Annotated in this window: 16 protein-coding genes and 1 pseudogene; 10 read left to right on the top strand and 7 right to left on the bottom strand. The window is 63.2% G+C overall.

Annotated features, from left to right (window positions below; translation table 11 throughout):
- Positions 1 to 191: 191 nt before the first annotated feature.
- Genes ABE522_RS06850 through ABE522_RS06835 form a run of 4 tightly spaced genes read right to left on the bottom strand, consistent with a single transcriptional unit; the run spans position 192 to position 3,124 of the window.
- A complete protein-coding gene (locus ABE522_RS06850; RefSeq protein ID WP_346591030.1) occupies positions 192 to 965 on the bottom strand; it encodes an N-formylglutamate amidohydrolase in 774 nt (257 codons plus the stop codon).
- 13 nt (positions 966 to 978) lie between these two features.
- On the bottom strand, positions 979 to 1,533 hold the full coding sequence (locus tag ABE522_RS06845) for an NUDIX hydrolase (RefSeq protein WP_346591029.1): 555 nt from the start codon (positions 1,531 to 1,533) through the stop codon (positions 979 to 981).
- Positions 1,530 to 2,507, bottom strand: coding sequence for a 5'-3' exonuclease (locus ABE522_RS06840; protein WP_346591034.1), 978 nt, complete (start codon positions 2,505 to 2,507; stop codon positions 1,530 to 1,532). The genes ABE522_RS06845 and ABE522_RS06840 overlap by 4 nt, the downstream gene beginning before the upstream one ends.
- A 35-nt stretch (positions 2,508 to 2,542) precedes the next feature.
- Entirely contained in the window at positions 2,543 to 3,124 is a 582-nt protein-coding gene (locus ABE522_RS06835) for a nitroreductase family protein (protein WP_346591028.1), read from the bottom strand.
- 445 nt (positions 3,125 to 3,569) lie between these two features.
- Between ABE522_RS06835 and ABE522_RS06830 the strand changes: the two genes are divergently transcribed.
- From ABE522_RS06830 to ABE522_RS06785, 10 genes and pseudogenes are all read left to right on the top strand, one after another.
- Positions 3,570 to 5,882 carry a DUF1631 domain-containing protein gene (locus tag ABE522_RS06830; protein WP_406846318.1) on the top strand — a complete coding sequence of 771 codons (2,313 nt, stop codon included), beginning with the start codon at positions 3,570 to 3,572 and terminating at the stop codon, positions 5,880 to 5,882.
- A gap of 22 nt (positions 5,883 to 5,904) precedes the next feature.
- Positions 5,905 to 6,990: pseudogene (locus tag ABE522_RS06825) on the top strand (DUF6531 domain-containing protein); the annotation flags it as partial.
- Positions 6,991 to 7,990: 1,000 nt separating this feature from the next.
- Complete coding sequence (locus tag ABE522_RS06820; protein ID WP_346591027.1) at positions 7,991 to 10,570, top strand: RHS repeat-associated core domain-containing protein; 2,580 nt, start codon at positions 7,991 to 7,993, stop codon at positions 10,568 to 10,570.
- Positions 10,571 to 10,587: 17 nt separating this feature from the next.
- Positions 10,588 to 11,028, top strand: coding sequence for a YbbD-related protein (locus tag ABE522_RS06815; RefSeq protein ID WP_346591026.1), 441 nt, complete (start codon positions 10,588 to 10,590; stop codon positions 11,026 to 11,028).
- A 1,035-nt stretch (positions 11,029 to 12,063) separates the two neighbouring features.
- A complete protein-coding gene (locus tag ABE522_RS06810; protein ID WP_346591025.1) occupies positions 12,064 to 12,498 on the top strand; it encodes a hypothetical protein in 435 nt (144 codons plus the stop codon).
- Positions 12,499 to 12,919: 421 nt separating this feature from the next.
- A complete protein-coding gene (locus ABE522_RS06805) occupies positions 12,920 to 13,237 on the top strand; it encodes a hypothetical protein (RefSeq protein WP_042613057.1) in 318 nt (105 codons plus the stop codon).
- A gap of 158 nt (positions 13,238 to 13,395) precedes the next feature.
- On the top strand, positions 13,396 to 13,857 hold the full coding sequence (locus ABE522_RS06800; protein WP_346591024.1) for a hypothetical protein: 462 nt from the start codon (positions 13,396 to 13,398) through the stop codon (positions 13,855 to 13,857).
- A 505-nt stretch (positions 13,858 to 14,362) separates the two neighbouring features.
- Positions 14,363 to 14,662, top strand: a complete 300-nt coding sequence (locus ABE522_RS06795) for a hypothetical protein (RefSeq protein WP_042613058.1) — start codon at positions 14,363 to 14,365, stop codon at positions 14,660 to 14,662.
- Positions 14,663 to 15,114: 452 nt separating this feature from the next.
- Entirely contained in the window at positions 15,115 to 15,561 is a 447-nt protein-coding gene (locus tag ABE522_RS06790; protein WP_042613059.1) for a hypothetical protein, read from the top strand.
- Positions 15,562 to 15,652: 91 nt separating this feature from the next.
- Entirely contained in the window at positions 15,653 to 16,738 is a 1,086-nt protein-coding gene (locus ABE522_RS06785) for an NAD(P) transhydrogenase subunit alpha (RefSeq protein WP_346591023.1), read from the top strand.
- Between the two features lie 232 nt (positions 16,739 to 16,970).
- On the opposite strand, the gene ABE522_RS06780 is transcribed toward ABE522_RS06785, so the two are convergent.
- Genes ABE522_RS06780 through ABE522_RS06770 form a run of 3 tightly spaced genes read right to left on the bottom strand, consistent with a single transcriptional unit; the run spans position 16,971 to position 18,311 of the window.
- A complete protein-coding gene (locus tag ABE522_RS06780) occupies positions 16,971 to 17,405 on the bottom strand; it encodes a DUF3106 domain-containing protein (protein ID WP_346591022.1) in 435 nt (144 codons plus the stop codon).
- 4 nt (positions 17,406 to 17,409) lie between these two features.
- Entirely contained in the window at positions 17,410 to 17,736 is a 327-nt protein-coding gene (locus ABE522_RS06775) for a hypothetical protein (RefSeq protein ID WP_346591021.1), read from the bottom strand.
- The gene (locus tag ABE522_RS06770) at positions 17,733 to 18,311 is read right to left on the bottom strand and encodes an RNA polymerase sigma factor (RefSeq protein ID WP_346591020.1); all 579 of its coding nucleotides are present in this window, start codon (positions 18,309 to 18,311) and stop codon (positions 17,733 to 17,735) included. The genes ABE522_RS06775 and ABE522_RS06770 overlap by 4 nt, the downstream gene beginning before the upstream one ends.
- Between the last annotated feature and the right edge of the window lie 72 nt (positions 18,312 to 18,383).

The raw sequence follows: 18,383 nt of genomic DNA, 5'->3' as shown, positions 1-18,383 counted from the left end.
ATGCCGGACAACCATGACGGCCAGCGGCCGTCACTACCAGGACGATTGCTTGGCTTTGGTGGGTGACGACCGTTGGTCGTCACGCTTTCACGGGCAGAAGCGCGTGACGACCAACGGTCGTCACGCACCAAGTGCAGAGGCCAGTGCCAAGGCCAAAGCATGACGGCCAGCGGCCGTCACTACCCATGGCACTACAGCCGCAGCAGCGCTGCCTGCAGCCCGTTGAACAGTCGCGCCAGCCGATCCGCCCAGGCCTGCTGGCCGGCTTCATCGGCAATCAGGTCCTGGCGGATCTCCAGTTCCACATGCACCAGGCCGCGCCCTTCCCCGTGCACCGGCACCGCGTAATCACTGCTCGGGGTAACCGAATACGGCTGGTTGTCACCGACCACCAGGTCGCCTTCATCGCCAAGCGCCCGCAGCAGCGGCTGCGCGAAACGCGTGTCCTGGTGGTACAGCACGCCGGCATGCCAAGGACGTTGCACGCCGTTCATCACCGGGGTGAAGCTGTGCATCATCACCAGCAGGGTCGGGCGCGCGGCCTCGCGGCGTGCATCCAGTTCCGCGTTGATGCGCGCGTGGTACGGCGCATGGATGGCATCGATGCGTTGCTGCCGCTGTGCAGCCGTCAACGCCGCGTTTCCCGGGACCACGGTGCCATCGCTGGTTCCGGGGATCAGCGTGGGCGATGCCAGCGGGCGGTTGCAGTCGATCAGCAGCCGCGAATACGTCTGTTCGATGGCCCAGGCATCCAGCCGCTGCGCCAGCGCGCGGGTGGTGCCGGCAATGCCGATGTCCCAGCCGATGTGCCGGTCCAGCTGCGCCTGCGGCAACCCGAGCGTGCCCAGCGAGCGCGGTACCTGCTGCCCAGCATGGTCGGCCAGCAGCAGGAAGTCAGACGTGCCCTGCGGCCGATGGATCGTGTACACCGCAGGGTCATCCGCTCCCAGCAGCGCCGACGTCATGCCTGCTCCGGCATCAGCCACGCGGGGTGCCGTCCAGATGATGTTCGATCATCCACAGCCCGGCCCACAGTTTGGCGTCCAGTTCGTAACCTTCGGCGATCTTCTGCACCAGCCACGCCGCTGCCTGCGCACGCGGTACCTCGTGCACGGTGATGTCTTCGCTGTCATCACCACCGCCGGCGCCGACCCGGCTCAGCCCGGTAGCGCGCACGAAGGCGACCTTTTCGCTGCTGGCACCGGAAGACGTCGGGCCGATCATCAACACCTCGGCCTGTTCGGCGGTCCAGCCGGTTTCTTCTTCCAGTTCGCGCACGGCGGACATCTCGATGGATTCGCCGGCGTCGATGTCGCCGACCAGCCCGGCCGGCATCTCGATCGTTCTGGCCTGCAGCGGCACGCGGAACTGTTCCACGAACAGCACGTTGTCCTGCGGAGTGACCGCGATGATGATCGCCGCCAGTCCACCGGCATGGGTGCGTTCGCTGTATTCCCAGGTGCCGCGCACGACCATGCGCTGGAACTTGCCTTCGAAGACGACACGCGGGGGTTCGTTGTTGCGCTGGCTCATGCGAACTCGCTCGATGGAGGGTAAGGAGAAGGTGCGGAGGCGTCGGCCAGTCCGGCCGCGGCGAACAGCCGGCGGCGGGTCAGCGGGCCGAAGCGCAGGGTGCTGCACAGGCCTTCCAGCAGTTCGCCGTCGGCGTGGCCGCGCGGCATGCCGGCAACGGTGCCATCCAGCGGTGCATTCAATGCGATGGTGGTCAGCTCGCGCCACAGCAAGGCGTGCTCGCGCTGTTCGCGCAGCCGCACCGCCATCTGGCTGGCACCGCGCAGGCGCAGGAACGGCACCTCGTCCAGGCGTTCGTACAACGCGTCCATGCTGCCGAAGTGGGCCAGCAGCACCGCGGCGGACTTGCTGCCCACGCCGGTGACGCCGGGGATGTTGTCCACCGCATCGCCGCACAGCGCGAGGAAATCGGCGACCTGGTGCGCGTGCACGCCGAGCCGGCCCTTCACCCCGTGCATGTCCCAACGCACGTTGCGGGCGAAATCCCACTGTTCATCATGCTGCAGCAGCAGCTGCGACAGGTCCTTGTCGGCGGAGATGATGATGCCGCGGTGGCTGGCGCGGTGCGCGTGCAGGGCGCTGCCGATCAGGTCATCGGCTTCGTAATCGTGGTGGCCCATGACCGCCAGCCCGAGCGCGGCGCACAGCGCCTTGCAGTGGACGAACTGGCGCCGCAGCTCCTCCGGCGCCGGATCGCGGTTGGCCTTGTAGGCCGGGTACAGGCGGTTGCGGTAGCAGCTGTCCAGCGCCTCGTCGAAGGCGATGGCGATGTGCTGCGGGCGCTGGCGCTCCAGCAGTTCCAGCAGGAAGCGGGCAAAGCCGTGCACCGCGTTGGTCGGCCAGCCCTGCGCGTCCTGGAACTGGTCGGGCAGCGAATGCCACGCGCGGAAGATGTAGATGCTGGCATCCACCAGGTACAACGGCGGGCGTGCACCGGCTTCGGTGGCAAGCGCCTGCGCGATGCCTTCGGCCATCGGATCCAGCGCGTCCAGCGGGTCCACCCTTGCGCTCACGCCGTGCCCGTCCAGTCCTGCAGCAGCGCGGCGGCATCCGGCCGGTCGCGTTCCGGCACGGGAGTCTTCGGGGTGCCGATGTGGATGAAACCAGCGATCTGTTCCCCTTCGGCCAGGCCCAGATGGGCGCGCACCACCGGGTCGAAGGCCATCCAGGCAGTCAGCCACTGCGCGCCGAAGCCGTACGCCTGGGCGGCCTGCAGCAATGCGAAACAGACGCAGCCGGCGGTCATCAGCTGCTCCTGCTCGGGCACCTTGGCGTCCGGCTTGGGGCTGGCCACCACGGTGATCACCAGCGGCGCGTGCGAGAAGCGCTGGCGATCCTTGTCCAGCTGCGCGGCGGAAATGTCCGGATCGCGCTGCAGGGCGCGCTCGGCCAGGAAGGCGCCGAGGGCATGACGGGCATCCCCGCTGATCTTCAGGAAACGGAACGGCACCCGCTTGCCGTGGTCGGGCACGCGCACCGCCGATTCCAGCATGCGCAACAGGGTGGCGGCGTCCGGACCGGGCTCGCCCAGCTGCCGCGAAGGCACGGAACGGCGGGCGTCGAGGGCGAGCAGGGCAGCAGGTTCAGACATGCGGGGGAGCCATCCGTTTGGAGCGGAGCGCCAGTATAGCGAGCCCCATCTGGCGGCCCGCTGAGTCCCCTTGATGCCCGCCATGCTGAACCGCCAAAGTGCGAACTCTTTTCACGCCGTAGATGAACGGTTCATCACGTTTGCGGCGGTATAGTTCGAGGCCGGACGGGCCGCCGGCCCGTTTCCCTCCCCCCAGCGACAACTGTGATGTCCATCATGCCCCCGCCGTGCGCCGAGCGCATTGCAGCGCTCGCGCTGCAGGCCCTGCAGCGCTTACGATACGTACCTTGCCGGTCGTCTGGTCATGGGGTGCGGAAGTGAGGACTGTTTCACTGTCCGCAGTGGCTTGGACGGCCTACCATCGATCTGCTGGCGCTGGGGAGGCGCGGGCAGTCATGTCATCGTTGTCGTATCGAGATTCTGCGAAGGTGGGGAGCCTTCTCGCATGGTGACGCCCAGTCCGATGGGAGCGCCGGGACGTGATGCGTCCCAGCTCATGCTGGTCCGTGAGGCGGCATTGCCGGCCATCACGCTTGCGTTCACGACCGTGCTTTCGCGGTTTGACGACGTGCTGTTCGATCGCGCCGCTACTGCAGGCGCGTCGCAGCTGTTGTTCCTGGACGGGATGCGTGAACTGCGTCGCCGGCGCCAGGAAATCAGTGACGGTTTCTCCGCCCACCTGCAGCGCAGCTGGGACGCCTTTGAAAGCGGCGCGCCGCTGTCGGCGGAAGCGACGCTGTCCGGGCACCGCGACGACGGCCTGAGCCTGGTCGGCGAGCACGAACTGGAATCGCGGCTGGCGGTGCGTCAGTTCGCGATGCTGCTGCTGCGCGACTTCAAATCCGTGCTGGGCCGGCTGGACCTGCGGCTGGGCTGGATCGGCGGTGGCCTGGAACTGGACGCCGACACCAATCCGATCAGCCCCGAGCAGTTGGGCGTAGCCATCCACGAAGCCTTCGCCGGCTGTGAGCTGGCCCCGGAAGTGCGGCTGGTGCTGATCAAGCTGTGCGAGCGCGACCTGCACGCCCCGATCGGCAAGATCTACGAAAAAATCGACGACCACCTGGCCAAGGCCGGGGTGTTGCCGAATGTCTCCGCGCCGCGCCGTGCGGCCCCGCAACGGGCCCCCAGCCCGCCGCCGCAGGGCATGCTGGACGATCTGGTGGAGCAGCGTCATCCGCCCGGCGCCGACGGCGCCGATGGCAGCCAGGCCGCACCGGCGTGGGCGCAGCGGTTCACGGATCGCTGGGCCCAGCAGCGCGGCAACCTGCAGGGACACCCCGGTGATGACGGTGGCCACGGCGGTGCTGGCGGTGAGCAGGGCATGCTGCTGGACGCGCTGCACGAACTGCTGCGGCAGACCCGCCATGTGCGCGAGGACGCCACGTCCGCCGCGCAGGTTGCGGTGGGCCAGCAGCGTCCGCTCAGCCAGCGCGAAATGATGTCGGTGCTGTCGCTGCTGCAGGCCACGCCGAGTGCCACGCTGCGCGCGGCGATCGGCGAAGACGGTGAATCGCTGGCGCAGCGCCTGAAAAGCGAGGTGCTGTCCAATGCCACCCAACTGGGTGTGGATCCCAGCCAGGCCCGGCTGGACCCGCAGGACGAGGATGCCATCGACCTGGTCGGCATGCTGTTCGACGTGATGCTGGACGAGCGCGAACTGGAAGGCCGTTCGCGCGAGTTGATCGGTCGACTGGTGGTGCCCTTCGTCAAGGTCGCCATGCTGGACCGCCGCATGTTCGTGCAGAAGACCCATCCGGCCCGCAAGCTGCTCAATTCGCTGGCCGAAGCATGCGAAGGCAACACCGGCGAAAGCCAGGCCGAGCGCGTGCTGATGGGCAAGGTCGAAGAAATCATCGAACGGCTGGTGGCGGAGTTCAACGAGAACCTCGCCATCTTCCTGACGCTGGAAGAAGAGTTCCGCGATTTCCTGGCCCAGCATCGGCGCCGGATTGAAATCGCCGAACGGCGTGCCGCGGAAACCCAGCGCGGCCAGGAAAAGCTGGAAATGGCCCGCGCCCGCGCCAGTGCCGAACTGGACCGTCGCATTGCCGACGCCACCCTGCCGCAGGCGATTGCCGAGTTCCTGCGCCAACCGTGGCAGCACCACCTCACCCTGGCGCTGCTGCGTGAAGGCGAAGAGGGTGCATCGGTAGCCGAAGCCCTGACCCTGGCCGACGGCCTGCTGGACGAAGTGGCCGAAGCGCGCCGCAAGATCGTTGGCAAGCCGTGGCTGCAGGCCTGGCAGCCGGCTTTGGGGCGCGTGTTCGCCAGCGTCGGTGTGCACGGTGATGGCGCCGCACGCGCCGTGGATGCGTTGCACGACACCCTGCAGAGCATCGCCGAGTCGCGCCCGGAACTGGAACGCGCGCTGCCGGAACTGCCGCAGGTGGTACTGCCCGCCCCGCCGGCATCGGATACCGCATCGGTGGAAGTGACCGCGTCGGTGGAAGACGACAATTTCGACAATGCGGACGCGGATCGATTCCGCCGCATGGAGATTGGCATCTGGCTGGACTTCATCGACAAGGACGGCAAGGCGCAGGCCGGCAAGCTGTCGTGGATCAGCCCGATCTCGCAGCGCCTGCTGTTCGTCAACCGCCGCGGCGTACGCTTCTGCGTCGCATCGCCGGAAGAACTGGCGGTGATGGTGCGCCTGGGCCGCCTGCGCCCGCACGTGGATGACGGCGCCTTCGACAGCGCCATGCAGGGCGTGATCGATCGCTTGGATCCGCGAGGAAGCACCACCGTCCACTGACCTTGCCCGGTAGCGCCGAGCCATGCTCGGCGGGCGCAGCAGCGTCAGCCGGCAACCGGCTGTCTCAAACCTGCAATGCGCTAACCGAGACGCCGGCCACAAACATTCACCTCCTTCCTGGGTTCTGATGGCGCACGGCCTGCCGCGTCGGTTGCGGCTGCCACAACGTTCTCAACGGATGGAGACAAGGATGTTGACGTTTTCAATGGCAGTGCCGCGCATGTGCGCGGTAAGTGTGCTTATGCTCATTCTGGCGCCTGGTCTGGCCCGCGCGCAGGAAGTCACCAAGGGCTGGCACACCTACGCCACCACCGGCGGGCAGCCTTTGCCGACCGAACGTGACGCCCAGCGCGTGATTGAAGCCTCCTTCGAAATGTATCAACAGTTTGGTGCCTTCTCGTGGGAGGTACGCGACCAGGCCATTCTTGAAGACAAAACAATCTACGCCTATCGGGTGAAGCCGCAGCCCATGAACCGGTCGCCTTGGAAGTACAGGTCGGGATCGCGGAATTTTGATAGTGAAGAGCAGCTCCTGAGCTACCTGGTGTCTTTGGGTGATCCCCAGTGCCCCGCAGCCACCATCTCCGCACCCGACTGGAAGCGCATTTCAGCAGGCCCCGGCGGCGACGAGGTCAACAATACCGCCGAAGAATCCGAGTTTCAGCGGGTGTTGTACCTTCAGGAGAGCGACGGCACCTGTAGTGCGATGGCGGGGAGTGCATATGCGCAGCGAAATCGCACGGTCGCCTGCCCGAACAGCATCGTGTTGAAGTGGAACTCCGGGCTCGCTGCGTGCGGCATGTCACCTGATTATGAGGGGGCTGGTGCTATAGGGGTCACCTACTGGAGCAGCCCGGTCACCAACGAGTGCCAGGTCGGCAATCCATGCGATCCCACGACAGGTGACAAGTTCGAAACCGAGGACGACCTTTCCGTCAGCTGGCTGACCTTCGAACGCTACTATCACTCCCAAAGCAGTACGGCCGGTGGTGCCTTTGGTCCGGGTTGGACGCACTCGCACAACATCCGGCTCGCCATGGGCGTCGATACGACCACGATGCCTGCCGGGACCGAACTGAAGGTCGGCCTGGTGGAGGCGGATGGCAGCCACATCGCCTTCGTCAAGCAGGGCACGGAGTACGAGGCCAACAATGGCAGCGGTGACCGCGTATCACAGCAGGGCACCGACTGGACGCTGCGGCGCCGCGACGAAGTCATGGTCTTCAATGCAGCAGGGCGGCTGCAATGGCGTGAATTCGAAGACGGCACCTGGTTGCAGTACACGCACGATGCGCACGGCCGCTTGCTGGCCATTACGCATTCAACAGGGCGACAAATAACGCTGCAGTACGCGCTGCCCGCGGACGATACGGTCATCTCGTCGCTCTCGATCAGTGGCGCCGTCGTCGTCTCCTACCTCTATGACAGCAACGGCAAGTTGGTTTCGGCAACCTACCCCGACAGTGGTGCACGCACCTACCATTACGAGGACAGCCGTTTCCCGCAGCACCTCACAGGCATAACGGCGGAGGATGCCCAGCGATTCAGTTGGTTCGGTTACGACGAAAAAGGCCGGGTCACCTGCAGCCGGCATTCGGGCGACTGCACGCAGAGCGACGTCGGCGTGGACGGCGTCAAACTGGCCTATACCGCGACGGGTACCGTCGTGACCGATGCGCTCGGTCGGCAGTCGAACTTTGGGCTGACGGCCTCAGGCACCAGTGGCCTGCCGCGCAAGGTCAATGGCATCACCGATTCCCAGGGAACTATCAGCCGAACCTACCTGCCTGAAACCACGGATTTCCGCAGGCGCGTGCAGAGCGTCACGGACCGTCGCGGCACGACGACCAGCCACCTGTATGCAGACATCAATGATCCCGCCGCGGGTGCGGTGCAGAGCCACACGGTGACCGAAGCGGTCGGACTGCCCGAGCAGCGCGTGTCGACCACCCAGGTAGCGGTCGGCAGCAATCGCGTCGTACTGCAGCGCGAAGCAAACCGTGAAACCCGCATCACGCGCAATGCGAGGCTGCAGCACCGCCGGCGCATGCACGTTCCGCAAAGGCGATCTGCGCAGCACTACCAACGGCCTGGGGCACAAGGTCGACGTGCTGGCCTACGATGCGGCGGGGCGGGTACTTTCCTCGCGGGACGCGAACAATGTAATCACCGACTATCGATACCACGCCCGTGGCTGGCCGACGCAGGTGATCGTCCGTGGCGCTACCACGGCGGCCGACCGGATCACTTCGATTGCGTACTGGCCGACCGGCCAGGTCAAACAGCTGAACCAGCCTGACGGTAGTGCGGTGACCTACGAATACGATGCCGCGCAACGGCTCACCGACATCGCCGACACGGCAGGAAACACACTGCACTATGTTCTGGATAATGCAGGAAATCGCCTGCAGGAGAAGGTGCTCGACGAGGCAGGCACGCTTCGCCGCACACTGGCACGGGTGTACGACACGCTGGGCCAGCTGACCGCCCTCAAGGACGCGGGTAACCACGCTACGACCTATGGCTATGACGCCAACAGCAATCCGACCCTCGTCACCGACGCCTTGCTTCGCCCCAGCACGCAGGGTTTCGATGCGCTGAATCGCCTGGCGCGTTCGCTGCAGGACAGTACGGGTGTCGCGGCCGAAACCCTGATGCAGTACGAAGCGCTGGACAACGTTACGCGCGTTACCGATCCAAAAGGCCTGCATACCAACTATCAGTACAACGGCTTCGGTGACCTGCTGGTCCTTTCCAGCCCGGACACGGGAAGCGCCACGATGACCGTCGATGCCGCAGGTAACAGGGTGACGCGTACCGATGCGCGTGGGGTCACTGCGACCTATGGCTACGATGCGTTGAACCGCGTTACGTCCATCGCCTACCCCGATCCCACTCAGGACGTGGGGGTGCAGTACGACGTCGCACCGGCGGCATGCGCAGCGACAGAGCGCTTCGCCATCGGCCGGGTTGGACGCGTGGTTCACCCCGGTGGATCTACCCAGTATTGCCACGACCGCTTCGGTCAGGTGACCCGTAAGATCCAGACGATCAACAACGTAGCGACGACCTTGCGGTACACCTACACCAAGGCGGGGCGACTGGCGTCTGTCATCTATCCCGGTGGGGCGGCGGTCGACTACATGCGGGATGCGCAGGGCCGCGTCACCCAGGTAGGACTGAAGCGTGGAACCCTGGCGCGACAGGTTCTGGTCAAGCAGGTGGGCCATGCGCCGTTCGGCCCGATCACCGGCTGGACCTATGGAAACGAACGTCGCCTGAACCGTCCGCATGACCAGGACTACAGGGTGAGCAGCGTCAGCGATGCGTCGACCGGTGGGCTCAAGCTCGGATTCGGATATGACGCAGTGGGCGCGCTTACCCAGCTGCGTGCCGATGCATCCGGAAGCGTGCTCGCGACCTACGGCTACGACGGAATGGGGCGCCTGCTGCAGGCGGCGGATGCTGCGGGGATGCCGACGCATACCTATGGCTGGGACGCGACCGGTAACCGGTCGCAGGCCGGCAGCGCTGCCGGAACGCTGGCGTATCACTATCCGGCTACCAGCCATCGTCTGACCAGCGTGGGTGGACAGGCGCGGGCCTATGACGCAGCGGGCAATACGACGCAGATGAACGGCCTGACCTACGCCTACAACAGCACTGGCCGACTGGGACAGGTCAAGCAGGGAGCCACTTCGCTGGGAATCTACCGCTATAACCACCGGGGCGAGCGCGTGCTTCGGCAGGCGGGCGGCAAGACCACCTCGATGCTGTATGACGAATCAGGCCAGTGGCTGGGGGAATACAGCGCAAATGGGGTGCCGCTGCAACAGGTGGTGTGGCTGGAGAACTATCCGATTGCGGTGTTCAGTGAATCCAGCGCGGGTGTGCCGGCGCTGGGCTACGTGCAGCCGGATCATCTGGGCACACCACGTGTGATCATCGACGCGACGCGTAACGTGCCTGTGTGGGAGTGGGCGCTGACGGGTGAGGCGTTCGGGGCGGATGCTGCGAATGAGGATCCGGATGGTGATGGGATTGCATTCGGGTTCGCGCTGCGGTTTCCGGGGCAGCAGGTGACGCCGGAAAGTGGGCTGAACTACAACTACCAGCGGGATTATGATGCCGGGGTGGGGCGGTATGTGCAGAGTGATCCGATTGGGTTGGCGGGTGGGGCCGGCACCTACCCCTATGCCGGCGGAGTTCCGATCACCCGCGTTGACCCTTTAGGATTGCAGGAATTCCATCCTGGGGTCAGTAAGTCAGAGACTGGTGCCTATACAGTTAACTGGAGATATTACGTTAATAGAAGTTTGGAGGCGCTCGGCTTACCGGCCGCATTCGCCGCGGGAGCGGGCGATTTTGGCCAACAGTACGCTAACCAGTGGTCAGCCACCCATGCAGTTGGTGGGGCACACAAGGGATGGATCGGTCAGGACAAATATTTTCATTGTATGGCGAATTGCCAAGCTGCGCAGAAAGGCATGGGAGGGGTGGCCGCTGCCCAGTGTATAAGCGACGGGCGCGAATGGTTCGATCAGAGGATTAAAGGGGATTCTGCTGACGACTCGGCGGCTGATCAATTAGCAAACCTGCTTGGACGATCGTCAGGGCAAATGAAATCTGCAGGGAATTGCTCGCAGATGTGCGGAAACTATCGCCCAGGCGGGAACTTCCCATTTTAATTATTTGGAAACCTACAGTGGGCATCTTCAAGCCTTTCATGGCAATAACTTTGATTATTGCAATTTCAGGATGTGTCGAAGTTGCGAGCAACGAGTATGCCAATCGCGATCAAGCCCAAGCGATGCAGGCAATTGGCGATTCCAAATGGCTGCCGCTGTGGTTGCCTGAAGATGCCGTGGATATTCGTGAGACGCACGATATGGACACAAATGAGTCATGGTTGGTTTTTGTTCCCAGTAGCGGAGCTTTTGTCTTGCCGGAAGAGTGTAGAAAAACGACAGAGCTAGAGATACCGGACAGCAGCGTGATGCAGCGGTTTCCGCGATTCGCTCGTGCAGCTCGGTCACGCGCATCGGGCAACGCAGGCACGTCCTACTTATGTCTAGAGGGCAATACTAATCGATGGGTGATGCACGATAAAGAATTGAACTTGGTCTACAGTAGGGTGAAGTTCTGAGGCGAGACCTGATCTAGCCCCCGAATCATGGCCACGGGGTTTGGAAGCGTTGGGTCTGCGAAACTAACCCTGACGTCTGAGTGCTTGGCGGGGCGAGCTGCGACTGTAAGCGTGGTTTTCGCCGGCGCGGGTATAGGGGTCGGTTTGCCTGTAACTCTCACCGTCTCAAACGTTACTCTGTCCGGCGGGAACCTGATGTTGGTTGATCCCGGCGACCTAGTTGGTCCGCCGAGCCTACTCTCGATCGGTGCTGCTGTTGGTGGTGGTGCTGCCTTGTACGAAGTGAAACTCGGGGCTGTGAAGTCTGTCGGATGGGGAGGCCAGGGTGGCTGGGACGCATCCGCTAGCTATATCGGGGGATTTTCAAGAGCTAGCGAGGACGGAGTAGTGTGGAGTAAATGCGAATGCTGACTGTTGATTTAGGGTTTTGGCTGTTCTCCATATCCTTCGTCCTCATGGTGTCGATTATGGTGATACGGGGTATTGCGGTAGCGCGTTTGCGGAGTAGAGATCGGGATGCGTGGGTCAGGCTGGGCTCTCCCCAGCTTCTCGAGCGAGATCACTTTTTTCAGAAATTTCCCTTCAGGGGCTTGGGGGCTGTGTACTCCGCGGAGTGTAGAGCGCATCGGCTCGTACTGATCGCCTTCGTTGTGAATGCCATTATATTTCTCCTGGCCCTGTCAGGAGCTTTCGCATGCTTGGTTATGCATGAGTGATTTAGGCTGAGTCGACGCTATGTTTGATTGGAGAAGCAGGGTGAAGGTGCATTGGAGGCCTTGGCGTTCCCTGTCTCTGCTCCGGTTGCGGCGGTTGTTCAAGCTGGCGAGTATTAAGTCATGTCGCAAGATCGCACGATCGGCAGCGATAAGTACTTCCACTGTGTCGCTAATTGCCAGTCCAGTCGCGCGGCTGGCAAATTCGCCGCCTGCGCAGTTGCAAACTCTCGGGAGGACGTTATGGGAAGAAATCTCACTGTTCCTGTGAATGAGCAGAACATCAAAGATATTTTGACGGCTGGAAACGAGTTGATCCGGCATGGCTGCGGTTGCAACTAAGCTCCTGTTTTTCGCTGCGATGGTCTTGGTTACTGCCTGCCAGGCTGAGCAGGAGGCAACCGTCCTAAGCGAAAGATTCAACGTCTGCGCGGCACTCCCGCCGGGTGTCACGTTTCAGCCTCAAGAGCCTGGGCCGGACTTTGACTTGGGCAACATCCAAGTGAATGATTCAGTGGCCGAAGTTCAGATAGGTGGGCACCCAAGGTTCTCACATAGAGCTATCAAAGAAGGTATAAAGGCAACGGATGGATTCAAATTACTCGGTAAGGAAAGATCCGATGGAAAAGACAAGTTTTTGTTCGCTTACGAGCGTGGTGATGAGGCGGGGCCGGTATACGTAATGGTTATGGCTCCAGATTTGCATGAATTTGAGCTGGTTCTGAATAGGAAAGCTCTTCTGGTGGTTTGCGGATAGTCCAGTCGGCTCGCGACGTAGAGCGGCTCGATGTTTGCGGGTGCAAGGCGGTTGGGCAAGCCCAGACCTCGGCGATCTCTGATGGAATGATCAACTACTGCCACGACCGCTGCGGTCAGGTGACCCACGGAGCGACGACCTTGCGGTACACCTACACCAAGGTGGAGCGACTGGCTTCTGTCATCTATCCGGGTGGCGTGGCGGCTCCCGCTTTGCCAGATACGCGAAAGGTTCATGTCCGCCGAAGGACGGGCCGAAGTGGGGTCCGTAGCCCGAAGGGGCACTCTTACACGGGCGGACGCGGATGGTAACGTAGGGGTTCCCAGTGGGTGGGGCGGTTCAGCGCACCGAGCCTCGCACCAGGACGTGCAAGATAAAAGGGTGGGGCTCACGACAATGAATGCCCAGGAGACAGACGACGATGAGTGGCCAAGAGCCCCTCGAAATAGAGATGGCTGGTGTCAAGTTCTATTCCGCTCAGGATGAGCTTTACTTTTTCACATGGTTGAAAAGTATTGGATCAGTGTGCGACGTATTTGGTCAGGGGCGAGCCATATACGCCATTGTTGATAGGGGGGAGCTTACGTTTGACGATGCACTTGAATTCATATCACTTTTCCGTCGCTATCTGATTCCGTTTTCTGAGCTAAAGCGTTTGGATGTTCCAGAAATATCAAAGAAATTCAGGGATCCAAGTGGATTTTGGTACACGGAGGTGTTCGGGGATGGGGGCGATTAGAATGACCAGCGCGTCTCGCCAAACTGCTGCGGTACATGGTGGCGGCGGGCTTTTATCATTCTCCGCACGCCGACAATTCGACCGAGCTGGCGTCGGACTAGGGCGCGGGCTATCGCCTGCTGAGTCCCTTGAGGTGACGTAAGCTTGGGAGATTGGTGGTGAAATCCAAATTCGCCCTTATGGCATTGGTCTGTATATTTATCGTGATGAGCTGGCGGTTGGTTACACAAAGCTTGGTTCGAGGTGATTGGTCTGGCCGACCAAGCGGCATGGAATTACGGGCGGCTAACGAAGATTTGGAATTACCGGAAAATAGTGATGTTCGAGCGCAAAAGGCGCTATCGCGCGGAACATTTATCGGGAGGACGGCTGAAGCCAAGGCGGCCTTGACAGTCGACGTGGCCTCCAGACATTTCATTGATTTAGCAAGGCGACATGACTGGACGTTACGATCCGACAGATTCGTCGCTATGGGTCGTAGGATGATATTTTGCAATGGAAGGCTTTCACATGATATTGAGCTATCAGCGCGGGGGCGTGAGACCCTGATTTATGCGGGAACTTACTGGGATACCGATGTGAATAGTCTTCGTTACTGCAAGGATAAAATCGCCAGATGAGCCAGTATGGCTGTGCTGAATGTAATTGGCGGGGCAGGGCGGTCTTAAGAGGGAAGCGCATCGCGAGATCTGATTTCACTGATCTCTTCAGATGGTGCGCGCTTGATGTTTTTCAGGGACGGCAAGGTAGCTGTAATTGGGGCAAGCGAGGAGTGAGAGGGCTGAGCATGGAAGGGTGCGCTCGACACCAGGTTCCTGAAGCGATGTATGCTCCGTCTATGATCCCGCAGGGTTGCCGGCAGCGGTGCTGAGATGAAACGTAAAAGAAGCCTGGTAATGCTAGTGCTCTTAGATTTGGTGATCTTATCTGCTGGGCTTTGGATGGTCCGCCAGTTGGATATAGATGGCTGTCTTGACGCAGGAGGTAGATGGAACTACGTGGTGGATGGATGTGAGCTAGGTTGAATCCGACTTTTATAGCGGCTATGTGACGTCTCGCCGGGCCGGGTTTCCTGATGCTTGGCTCAAGCGTGTTGGATAGGATAAAAAGTATGCGGAGTCTGAGATGGATAAGGGCGGGGTCGTTCAATTAGCGATAGCTGATTTAACTTTCTTCTCGCCTCGCGACGAAGAAAACCTGTTTGCCTGGCTTACATCCGTTTCTGCGATTGAAGAGATCAAGGGTTCGGGCGATTCAATATATTTGCGCGTGGCGACATCTCTTGGGGATGATGACCTGATGGAGCTGATCTCAATTTTCAGCCGCTACGGCATCGACATGGCGCAGCTGTCGATTTTCGATGGCGCCAGATTTCCCTGGCTGAGGGAAAAGGGAATGTTCTGGTACCAGCCCATGTTTGGATGACAATACGCCGTCAAAAGCGTCGGCGGCCAAAGCAGCATGCGTGGTGGAACAGGCCCCTCTTATGCAGGTCAAGCCAGCCGGAGGGCACGCCTTCCCGGCTGGGCACCGGATGGGCTGTCGTCAACATCCTGCATGAGAGGGGCGACGCTCAAATCACCTCCAGTCGTATCCGTATGCCGAGTGCGCGCAGCCCGCAGTGCACGCTGTCGAAATATAGAGGGCGGGTGCCGCTCATCCGCGCGGCGCACGTGCGAAGCGATACTCGCGCGTTGGGTCAGAAACGTAGCGCCAGCATGTCGGCCACGACGAACAGGGCAGGGCATCACGGGCCGATATACGATCGCGCCTTGGCGGAACCGTATCGCGTCGTATTTGACACTTTCACGGTGGGGTCCGGTGTAGTGAGATGGAGCCTGTGGCCGGTGTGGCCACCCAGGCAGGAGAAGACAAGGATGGTGTCGATATTCTCGCGGCTGTTTGCGCCCAAGGCCGCTTTGAGTCGGTTGGAAGTGCTGATCGTGCACTGCGTGCAGGCGCAGCTGAACCCGGAAATGGCGACCCGCTGGGCCGGTCAGATCCTCTGCATTACGGGTATCGAACGCCTACCCGGAAGACGCACGATCCGCCTGCACCAGACGTCGCGGGGCAAGCCAGTGGTAGACAACGGCCTTGCGCTGCCGCTCGCTGGGCATGACGGGCCGTTGGCCGAGGTGACGGTCAGCGTCGCCGGTGGCTTCACGCCGCTCAGGGCCGTGCTGCATTGCCAGAACGGGCTGCTCTCGGCGATTGAATATCACGATGACAGTACGTGGATGGACGAGGTTGCCAGCAGGCGCGGCGCGCACGACCTCACCCTCCAGTGCATCCTGATGCCGGACGCTGCCCTTGTCGTGGGATAGATGAAGCCGCTCGCCGGCGGCAGGCCGCCAGGCCAGCAACGGCGCGTGGGGCGCGCTACTATCGGCTGATTACCGATCAGCGGGGAAGCGTATGTCCGTAGCGTTGCTGGGGGTCAAGGAAACCGCACCAGGAGAGCGCCGTGTGGCGCTTACCCCGGAAACGGCGAAGAAACTGGCCGCACGCGGTGCCACGGTCTGGTTCGAGGCCGGTGCGGGCACATCGGCGGGCTTCCCTGACCAGGCCTACCTGGATGCCGGCGCACTGCTGGTCGATGACAGCCGCTGGGCGGATATCGATGCGTTGCTCTGCGTGCAGTCACCCGCGCCTGCGCGGCTGGCACGGTTGAAGCCCGGTGCCAGTGTGGTCGGGTTGCTGCAGCCGGCGCGCGATGCGGTGCTGGCTGCACTGGTTACGCAGCCGGGCTTGCAGCTGTTTCCGTTGCAATTGCTGCCGCGTACCACCCGCGCGCAATCGATGGACGTGTTGAGTTCACAGGCGGGCATGGCCGGCTACAAGGCGACCTTGATCGCCGCCGAGCGGGCGCCGCGCTTCTTCCCGATGTTGACCACCGCGGCGGGCACGGTGCGCCCGGCCAAGGTGCTGGTGGTGGGCGCGGGCGTGGCCGGTCTGCAGGCTATTGCCACGGCGCGGCGGCTCGGCGCGCAGGTGGAAGGCTTCGATGTGCGACCGGAAACGCGTGAGCAGATCCAGTCGCTGGGTGCGCGCTTTCTCGACCTTGGCGTCAGCGCGGCCGGCGAGGGCGGCTATGCGCGTGCGCTGACCGATGAGGAGCGCGCGCTGCAGCAGCAGCGGCTGGCCGACCATCTGCGCGGCGTGGATGTGGTGATCTGCACGGCTGCGGTGCCGGGGCGCACTGCGCCGGTGATCCTGAGCCAGGCGATGGTGGAGGGCATGGCGTCGGGTAGTGTGATCGTCGACCTTGCCGCAGAGAGTGGCGGCAATTGTGCGGTGACCGTGCCGGGTGAGTGCATCGAGCACGCTGGGGTGGTGGTGGATGGCCCGTTGAACCTGGCCAGTCTGGGTGCGGCGCAGGCCAGCGAGATGTATGCACGGAATGTGCTGAACTTCGTCAGCCTGTTCGTGCATGACGGGGAAGTGCGGTTTGATTGGGAGGATGAGTTGTTGGCGAAGACGCGCTGGGTGGCGGGTGGCTGAGCGGTAGTCTCAACCGCAACGGCGGACGGCCAACGGTCGTCACCCACCGAGGCAACGGCGGACGGCCAGCGGCCGTCACTACCGGGGGCGAGAGCGGGACGGCCAGCGGCCGTCACTACCGGGGCGAGAGCGTGACGACCAACGGTCGTCACCTACCGAGGTGACGGCGTGATGGCCAACGGTCGTCACCCACCGAAGCGAGAGCATGACGGCCAGCGGCCGTCACTACCGGTCAGTCGCGGTTGCGCGGGGGCGGGGGGGTGTCGCGTACCCATTGGCGGCGCTGGTCGTTGCTCATCGTGCCCCAGCGGGCGCGCAGTTCGGTGCGCTGCTCCGGGGTCATGCCGCGCATCTTGGCGAACAGCGCGCGCGCCTGTTCGCGCTGCTCGGGGGTCATGCCATCGAAACGGCGCATGCCCTTGCGGGCCTGGTCGCGCTGCTCCGGTGTCATCGACTGCCAGCGTTGGCCGTGCTGCAGCATGCGCTGGCGATGCGCGGGTGGGGCGCTGTTCCAGCGGTCACGCAGCGGCGCTACCAGTGCGTCGCGCTGGGCCGGGGTCAGCTGTTCCCAGGCCGGCGGCGCGGCTTCCTGCGCGAACGCCGCGCCACCAACGCTCAGCAGTGCCAGCAGCACAGGCAGCAGGCGGGAAGGCAGATAAACGTTCATCAGGTCACTCCATCGCCAGGTCGGTGCTGGCCAGCCACAGGTAAAGGTCGGGGTTTTCATCCAGCGCGGCGCCATCGCTTTCCAGCGCGGCCACCATCGGCGCCACCGCAGGCAACGGCGAAGGCGGCGAACGCATCTGCAGGCTCAGCCCGACGCCCAGCGCGGCCACCCCGGCAAAGGCGGTAGCCATCCACCAGGCGGGTCGCCGCCGCGATGCCGCCGTGGCATGCCGCGCGTTGCGCAGGCGCGCCAAGGTAGCGGGCGACAGCGCCTGCACGGCCTGCTGGTGCAGGGCCTGCAACTGGTCGTCGGGGGGCAGGGTGCGGCTCACGTCGGATTCTCCATCAGGGTTCTCAGCGCGTCGCGGGCACGCGCCAGGTGGGTCTTTACCGCGCCTTCGCTGCAGGCCATGGCGCGCGCGGTGGTGGCGCCGTCCAGGTCCTGCAGCACGCGCAGGGTGAAGGCTTCGCGCTGTCGCGCCGGCAGCGCGCGCAGCGCCTGCACCAGCGCATCGTACTGTTCGCGCCCGGCATGGACGTCGGCCGGGCCCGGGCCCTCATCGGCCCAGTCCACCGGCTCACCGTCGCTGTCCACGTTGTCGCGCCAGAACGGCAGGCGGAAGCGGCGACGGCGCTGCAGGTCGATCACCCGTCGGCGCAGGATGCTCCAGAACAGCGGCGGCCACTCGGCGGCCGGCTTTTCCGGGTAGTCCAGCATCCGCATCAGGCTGTCCTGCACCGCGTCCAGCGCATCCTCGCGATGGCGCAGGCCAGCCTCGGCGAAGCGGAACGCGCGCGGTCCCACCCCGGCCAGGAACTGGTCCAGCGATGCAGGCGGTGCGTCGGCGGTCGGGGCCAGGGGGCTGCTCACCAGCACAGGGTACGGGTCCTTCGTCGGGCTCACCATGGACAACGCGTGCAGGCAGCCTGCGTTGACAGTGCAGCGCGCGCGGTTCAGCGCGTGGTTATGATGGGGCCT

The sequence above is a fragment of the Stenotrophomonas lacuserhaii genome (assembly GCF_039674585.1).
Lineage (GTDB): Bacteria > Pseudomonadota > Gammaproteobacteria > Xanthomonadales > Xanthomonadaceae > Stenotrophomonas > Stenotrophomonas pennii_A.
Note: the sequence above shows the minus strand (reverse complement) of the source record. Positions and strands in the feature narration are given on the sequence as shown.